General features: G+C 60.5%; 5 protein-coding genes and 1 pseudogene. 2 read left to right on the top strand and 4 right to left on the bottom strand.

The window, feature by feature from the left end; translation table 11 throughout:
* A pseudogene (locus ACVW0B_RS11250) lies at nt 1-164 on the top strand (RNA-guided endonuclease TnpB family protein); the annotation flags it as partial.
* Nucleotide 165: 1 nt separating this feature from the next.
* On the opposite strand, the gene cysE reads toward ACVW0B_RS11250, so the two are convergent.
* From cysE to ACVW0B_RS11235, 3 genes are all read right to left on the bottom strand, one after another.
* Nucleotides 166-945 (bottom strand): serine O-acetyltransferase, encoded by a 780-nt coding sequence (gene cysE / locus ACVW0B_RS11245; RefSeq protein ID WP_414426290.1) that lies wholly within the window; start codon nt 943-945, stop codon nt 166-168.
* Nucleotides 946-1,081: 136 nt separating this feature from the next.
* Entirely contained in the window at nt 1,082-2,647 is a 1,566-nt protein-coding gene (locus ACVW0B_RS11240; protein ID WP_457482424.1) for a hypothetical protein, read from the bottom strand.
* Nucleotides 2,648-2,827: 180 nt separating this feature from the next.
* Nucleotides 2,828-3,730, bottom strand: a complete 903-nt coding sequence (locus ACVW0B_RS11235) for a 4-hydroxybenzoate solanesyltransferase (RefSeq protein WP_457395192.1) — start codon at nt 3,728-3,730, stop codon at nt 2,828-2,830.
* 392 nt (nt 3,731-4,122) lie between these two features.
* Between ACVW0B_RS11235 and ACVW0B_RS11230 the strand changes: the two genes are divergently transcribed.
* The gene (locus ACVW0B_RS11230; protein ID WP_457403445.1) at nt 4,123-4,848 is read left to right on the top strand and encodes a response regulator; all 726 of its coding nucleotides are present in this window, start codon (nt 4,123-4,125) and stop codon (nt 4,846-4,848) included.
* Here the strand turns inward: ACVW0B_RS11230 and ACVW0B_RS11225 are convergent.
* Nucleotides 4,845-6,227, bottom strand: a complete 1,383-nt coding sequence (locus ACVW0B_RS11225) for a CCA tRNA nucleotidyltransferase (protein ID WP_457491705.1) — start codon at nt 6,225-6,227, stop codon at nt 4,845-4,847. The genes ACVW0B_RS11230 and ACVW0B_RS11225 overlap by 4 nt on opposite strands.
* Between the last annotated feature and the right edge of the window lie 191 nt (nt 6,228-6,418).

Here is a 6,418-nt window from a genome sequence, read left to right as displayed (position 1 = left end):
AATGCGGGCACTGCGGTTGGGAAGGGGATGCGGATTTTAACGGTGCGAAGGTGATTGCGCTTTTGGGGGCTGCCGTAAACCAGCCTAGAGGTTCGTGGTTGGCTTGCCAACTGCAGGGCTGCCGAAAGCCCGCCCTGTACTGCGAAGCAGTCAGGGTCGGGTAGTTTACGAATATTCTGCTTCGCCTCTCACCTGATCCTGCCGGACCTGTTCCCGCTCCCGGTTAAGGCGGGCCACCTGGGCTTCCAGATCTTGGATACGGTGCAGCAACTGTTCGATAGCCCGTCCCACTGGGTCAGGCATGAGATGGTGATCCAGGTCAATGCCATGGGCGGGGATGCGGCGCTGATGGGGCGGGATGACCGCACGGCCTGGGATCCCAACCACCGTCATGCCGGGAGCTACATCCTGAATCACGACCGCGTTGGCTCCGATACGAGCTTTTTCCCCAATGCGAACCGGCCCCAGAATCTTTGCCCCCGTGCCGACAATCACCCCATTTTCCAGGGTGGGATGACGTTTGCCCTTGTTCCAAGAGGTACCCCCCAAGGTGACCCCGTGGTAGAGGGTAACATCATCGCCAATTTCTGCCGTCTCACCGATCACCACCCCACAGCCGTGGTCAATGAAAAAGCGCCGCCCAATCTTGGCTGCCGGGTGGATTTCAATCAATGTGAAAGAACGAGCCAAGAAGCTGAGCAGCCGCGCTAGGAAAAACCAGCGCCGTTTCCACAGCCAGTGGGCGATGCGGTGCAAAAACAGAGCATGCACACCGGGATAAGTGAAGATGACCTCCCAGCGATTGCGTGCTGCCGGATCCCGATCGAAGACACAATCAACATCCTCCCAAAATTGCTGCCAGAACCCCAGTTTTGGCTCCGGATCGCCAGGAGGAATCCCCGTTTTGGTGCTTTCCGCCGCCGACTGCTCGGCCTCCGTCAGCATGAATGGTCTCCGTTTAGGAACCTCCACTCCCCTTTTAGCACTTTTTGCCGGCAGCAAGGAGAGATCTCCAATCGCGCCAAGGGAGCTCCTCGCGCAACTCTCCACTGGGTCGAGCTCAAGCAAATTGCCTTCTGCCCTAGCCTTTACTCAACTGCTGAGCCACCAGTTCTCCAATGGCTTGCGCGGCTCCCGGCCTTCCCCCCAGCCGCTGCAGTTCTGTCTGCATTTGCTGACGGCGCTGGGGATCTTCCAACAGAACTCGCATTTGTGCGGCCACGGCCACCGGGCGCAAGTGGCCCCGCAACTCCGGTACCACCTCTCGCCCTGCCCAGATGTTCGGCCAAGCCAAGTGACCTAGCCAACGCAGAGCAATTCTGTTGACGGCGCGGGCCAGCCAAGTGCCCAAGCCTGGAAGGCGGGTCAACAGGCCAAGAATCCCATCCCAGGCGCGCATTGCCTCCAGCTTGTTGGTAGGGATCACCACAACCATCGGCACCCCCAAATAGGCCAGCTCGGCGGTGTTGGCGCCAATGGTGGTCAGACAGAGATCACAGTTGGCCAGCACAGAATAGGCAGGGAAGCTTGTCCACAATTGCACCGTGCTGCCAAAGGGGGTAACAAACTGGGATCCCAGATTGGTCTGCTCCAGAATGGCTGAGGTGCCATAGATCAAAGCCATATCGGGATTGAGCTTGGGATGGGCATAGGCTGCCAACGACTGGGGGGTTTGTCCTGGGGCCACCGGGATCACAAAGCGGACATTCGGCAGCATCTGTCGCAGCTCATCGGCCACAGCCAACACCAATGGCACCCCCAAGGAGAGCTTGGCTGGCTTGGAGCCTGGGAGCAGCCCCACCTGATAGTGGGTGCGGTTCTCATCGCTCAGACGCTGCCAGCCGCGCGGTAGCAATTCTTCAAAGGCCTCCGGCCCGCTTACGCGAAAGGCCTCCGGCCCGCTTACGCGAAAGGCCTCCGGCCCGCTTACGCGATCGGTGAAGCGGTTCCCCACTCTCTCTGGCGCAGTTCTTACAGGCTCCCCCTCGCCGATGGAGCTGGGAGATGCATCTTGGAGCAGGCCAAAGGCTTGGGTTGGGGAAGAAAAGCCTGCCGTGGGTTTGGAGGCAGCGGCAGGAGATCTGCTGCCAAGCCAGCCGGAAAGCGGCACCCCCGGCAAATAGACAGCGCTGGCCACGCCATCCGCCATCAAGTCCCCGACAACGTGCATCTTGTGGGCCCAAGGGTGGCCCAGCAGCCGTCCGCCATCGTAGCGGCGTTTGATGGCCTCGGTTCGCACGGCGAAAGCATGTACCCAAGGCCGCCAACGGGGTTGATGCTCAGCATAGACCACCAGCCGATAGCGCAAGCGGCGAGCAATCCAGACGGCAAAAAACTGATCCCCCCCCAGAAACAGCACCACCCCTCGCTTGGCCCAATCCCAGGCTTCTTCGGTTTGGCCAGTAAGCAAAAAAGCCAGAAAAAAATCGGGATCCTGCACCCGATCCACGTCGACGAACGCTTGCGCTATCTTCATCTCTTGCCCGGAAGCATGGGGGCAGGGGGACAGCACCAGGGAGAGGCGTGCCTGAGGCAGTTGCTGGCGCAATTCCATCACCACCGGACGCACCCAGGTGGTCAGCTCTCCAGGGCCGTTTGAGAGAATAAGAATGTCATAGGGAGGCTCACCGCTGCTCAGTGGGGCCATCGGAGGCTGGGATCCTGCAATTAATCGTCTCATTCTACCGTTTGCCCATGGCCCTGGGCCGATTCCTGCCAGTCCGGAGATTTGTCGGGATCCCTTCCCAAAGAGGCAGCCCCAGCGTCGGCTGAGGGGCAAGGCGTTCTTCAGAGAGGCATCTGGCCATGCGAGAGGCCAAGGGATCCTTTAGGCCAGCAGGGACCCGCCGATCATCCCCGCCAGCAGAATAAACCCTTGCACCACATTTTGGCCGAAGATGGCCAGGTACAAGGTGGGAGAGGCATTCCTTTGGTGGAGCTGCCAGGTTTGCCGGCCCCAGAGGACGCTGGCGATGGCCCAACTGACAAAATAAACTCCATGCAACCGTAGGCTGATCCCCACCCCCAACAGCGCGATGGCAGTGCCCAAAAAAAATAGCCCCACCGCCGTCGGCGTCCGCTGCCCGAAAAAACGGGCGCTGGAATGGATCCCGGCCCGCTCATCGTCCTCCCGATCCGCAAGAGCATAGACGGTATCAAATCCCAGTGTCCACAACACCGTGGCCAGCCACAGCCAGCCCAGCCCCTCTTCCCACAGGGGTGTGTTGGCATCTTGGCCGCTCACCGCCGTCCAACTGATGAGCACGGCAAATCCCCACGCCAGAGCCAGCACCAACTGCGGCACCGGAAACACCCGCTTGGCCCCTGGATAGAGCAGAATTACCGGCACCGCCGCCACACAGAGGGCAAAGCTAACCGGGTTGAGAAACAGCGCCAGCCCTGCCGCACAGGCCAAACTCACCACCGCCATCAGGATCCCGACGCCAACGGTCAACTCCCGGCTGGCCAACGGGCGATGGCGGGTGCGCTCCACCAGCGGATCCAAATCTCGATCCCAAAGATCGTTGATGACACAGCCCGCTCCGCTGGCGGCCAAACTGCCCAGAATCAGGATCCCGACCAACGGCCAAGGGGGCGTTCCCCGTCCGGCCAAAAAAGCTCCCCACAGCGCCGGGATCATCAAAATCAGTCGCCCTGCCGGCTTGTGCCAGCGCAACAGCCGCAGAATGGCTCCGCCAGTGGCCCAGAGTGCAGAAGGGGAAGCAGACATAACCGGTTTCCGGCCAATCGCGACAGCGGGACGGAGTCCTTAAAGCGTGAGTTGCCGTTCGCGGGAGGGGTGCAGAGCACCATGAGGCGTGGGTAGGGGCGGCTCCACATTAGAGATCTTAAATCAATCATCCTGAATTGCAGGTTTTTGGAATCCTTTCGGTTCCATTCGCCGTCTCAAGGCCCTGTGCAAGTCAGTCCGCCCCTGTTCTCTTTATTGGCCTGCCCTGGAAGTTTGATATCCTATCGGGGGGCTGCTGTTGACGGTGGCGGCACTTGCCCTTCTCACCCTGTGAGGCAGTGATTGCTACGTGACGCTTCCGCGTTCGTGACGGCGGTGCGGAGCACTTGCGTGCAGGCGCAACGGAGTTCTGTATGGAAGCAACCCTCTCCATGACCGGTCCACTTCCTCAAGCCAAGGAAGCTGCTTCCCATCTGGAGACCCTGCTGGTGGTGGATGACGAGGATGCCATTCGGGAAACGGTTGCCCTGGCTTTGGAAGAGCAGGGGTATCAGGTTTTACAAGCCGCTGATGGTCGGCAAGCCCTTGAGATGGTGCATACGGTTGAGCGGCTGGATTTGATGATCTTGGATTTGATGTTGCCCAGCTTGAACGGTCTGGATCTGTGCAGGCTGCTGCGCAGGGAGGGCAACACGATTCCCATCCTGATGTTGACGGCCAAAAGTAGCGAAACCGACCGCGTGGTGGGCTTAGAGCTGGGAGCTGACGATTATCTGACCAAGCCCTTTGGTATGCGGGAGCTGATCGCCCGCTGTCGTTCGGTGTTGCGTCGGCAACAACTGGCCCAAGCCAGCGATGCCACGGTGCTCCGCTACGGGGATCTGTGCATGTTTACTCAGGAGTGCCGCGTGTTGGTGCGGGGCGTTGAGGTGAGTTTTTCCCCCAAAGAGTTTCGCCTGTTGGAGCTGTTTATGTCCAACCCCCGCCGCGTTTGGACGCGGGAGCAGCTTCTGGAGCGCGTCTGGGGATCCGACTTCATGGGCGACAGCAAGACCGTCGATGTACATATCCGCTGGCTGCGGGAAAAATTGGAGCTGGATCCCAGCAACCCAGAGTATTTGGTGACGGTGCGCGGCTTCGGCTATCGCTTCGGCTAGTCTTTTTGCTGGCCACGCCACCGGCGGGCAAAAGAGAGCGCCTCGGCACGAGTTTGAATCTGCCCCCAAGCCTGCGCCTCCTGGAGGTCTTGCAGCAACTGGCCTACCCAGGGGCCGGGTTTGGCCCCCAAGCTGTGCAGCAGATCGCGGCCATCCAGCAGGGGCACCAGATGGGCCAGGGGATCCTGGGGGTCTTCGTAGCGTTTGAGCCAAGACTCCAGCTTTTGAGGGTCGCCGCCCGTAGCCACCGCCAACAGCGCCAGGCCACCGAACAGGGATCCCGCCTGTTGATAAAGCCGCCACTGTTGCGCAGGGGTGGGGGAGTCCGTCAGGAGAAGCTGAAGCTGAGGCAGAAGATGGTGTAGCTTTTGGATGGCCCGCATTTCCGCTCGGCTGAAGCGCAGCCGCTCCAGCTCGGTTTCCACCCTTTCTGCCGTTCGCGTCAGCAAGACAGAGTCCTCAGTTCCCGCTGGATCCCACAACAAGGCCGCCAGCACCACTGCCAACAGCCTGCCGCGCCCTTCGCGTGAGGATGTCAAGGGCTGGGCCAGCTCTGCCAGCGTGCGGGGATAGAGCGGTCGCCAGCGTTCGGCCCACTCCCACACCGCCTGAGCTTGAGGGAAGCCCGGACTTTCCGGTTTCAGGTGGGGCAGCCAAGCCTGCAGCAACCCCGCCGCCACCGCCCCCTGTAGGTGAGCCAGCCCGGGGATCCCTGCCTCCAACAGGGCCACTATCTCTGCCCGCACCCGTTCTGCCGCCACGTTGGCCAAAAGGGGGGCCCGCTCCCGGATTGCCTCTTGCGTAGCTGGATCCAGCCCAAACCCCAGCTGAGCCGCCTGTCGATAACCCCGCAACAGCCGCACCGGATCGGCGCTGAGGTTGTCGGGGTGTACCATGCGCATCCGGCTCTGGCGAATATCGGCTTGTCCGCCCGTGGGATCCAGCAGTTGCTCCCGTTGCAGATCCAAGGCCAGGGCATTGCAGGTGAAGTCCCGCTGCCTCAGATCCTCCTCAGGGGTGGATCCCGCCTGCAGCCCCACGTCCACGGTCAACTTTGCCAACACAATGCGGGCAATCTGCCGTTCGGGATCCAACACCACAAAGCCCGCCCCCAACCGCCGTGCCACTGCCGCTGCCCAGCCCACGGGATCCACAGCGCACATCAGGTCCAAATCCACCGACGCTGAGGACTCCATCCCACCGTCGCGAGCGGGATCCCCAGCAGCACGGCCCTGCAGCCAAGCCAGGTAAGCATCCCGCAGGGATCCCCCTACCCAATAGCTTTTCTGCGGCAGCCACTCTTGGGGGAAAGGCAGCCGTTGGTAAAAATAGGTCAGCAGCCACTTCGTCAGCAAGGCTTCGCTCGGGCTTAGGGTCATTCCCAGTCAAAACTCCATGAAGATGAGACACCTGGGGTGGTAGGAGCATGACTCTAGTCAATAATAAGCTTAACTATACTGAAAATAATGTATAATATGTTCAGTACGGATTACTACCAGTTGATCTTTCTGTTTACTTTCGAGTCTGCCAACATGGTAGCCAAAGCAAAGCAGAAAATTGGTAGTAAGAC

It is taken from the genome of Thermostichus sp. MS-CIW-23, assembly GCF_054059455.1.
The sequence above is the reverse complement of the archived record's forward strand: the minus strand, read 5'-3'. Positions and strand labels throughout refer to the sequence as shown.

What these genes read in the sequence shown, in the direction of transcription:
- cysE (WP_414426290.1), bottom strand. Translation starts at nt 945, where the DNA reads ATGCTGACGGAGGCCGAGCAGTCGGCGGCGGAAAGCACCAAAACGGGG.
- ACVW0B_RS11240 (WP_457482424.1), bottom strand. Translation starts at nt 2,647, where the DNA reads ATGGCCCCACTGAGCAGCGGTGAGCCTCCCTATGACATTCTTATTCTC.
- ACVW0B_RS11235 (WP_457395192.1), bottom strand. Translation starts at nt 3,730, where the DNA reads ATGTCTGCTTCCCCTTCTGCACTCTGGGCCACTGGCGGAGCCATTCTG.
- ACVW0B_RS11230 (WP_457403445.1), top strand. Translation starts at nt 4,123, where the DNA reads ATGACCGGTCCACTTCCTCAAGCCAAGGAAGCTGCTTCCCATCTGGAG.
- ACVW0B_RS11225 (WP_457491705.1), bottom strand. Translation starts at nt 6,227, where the DNA reads ATGACCCTAAGCCCGAGCGAAGCCTTGCTGACGAAGTGGCTGCTGACC.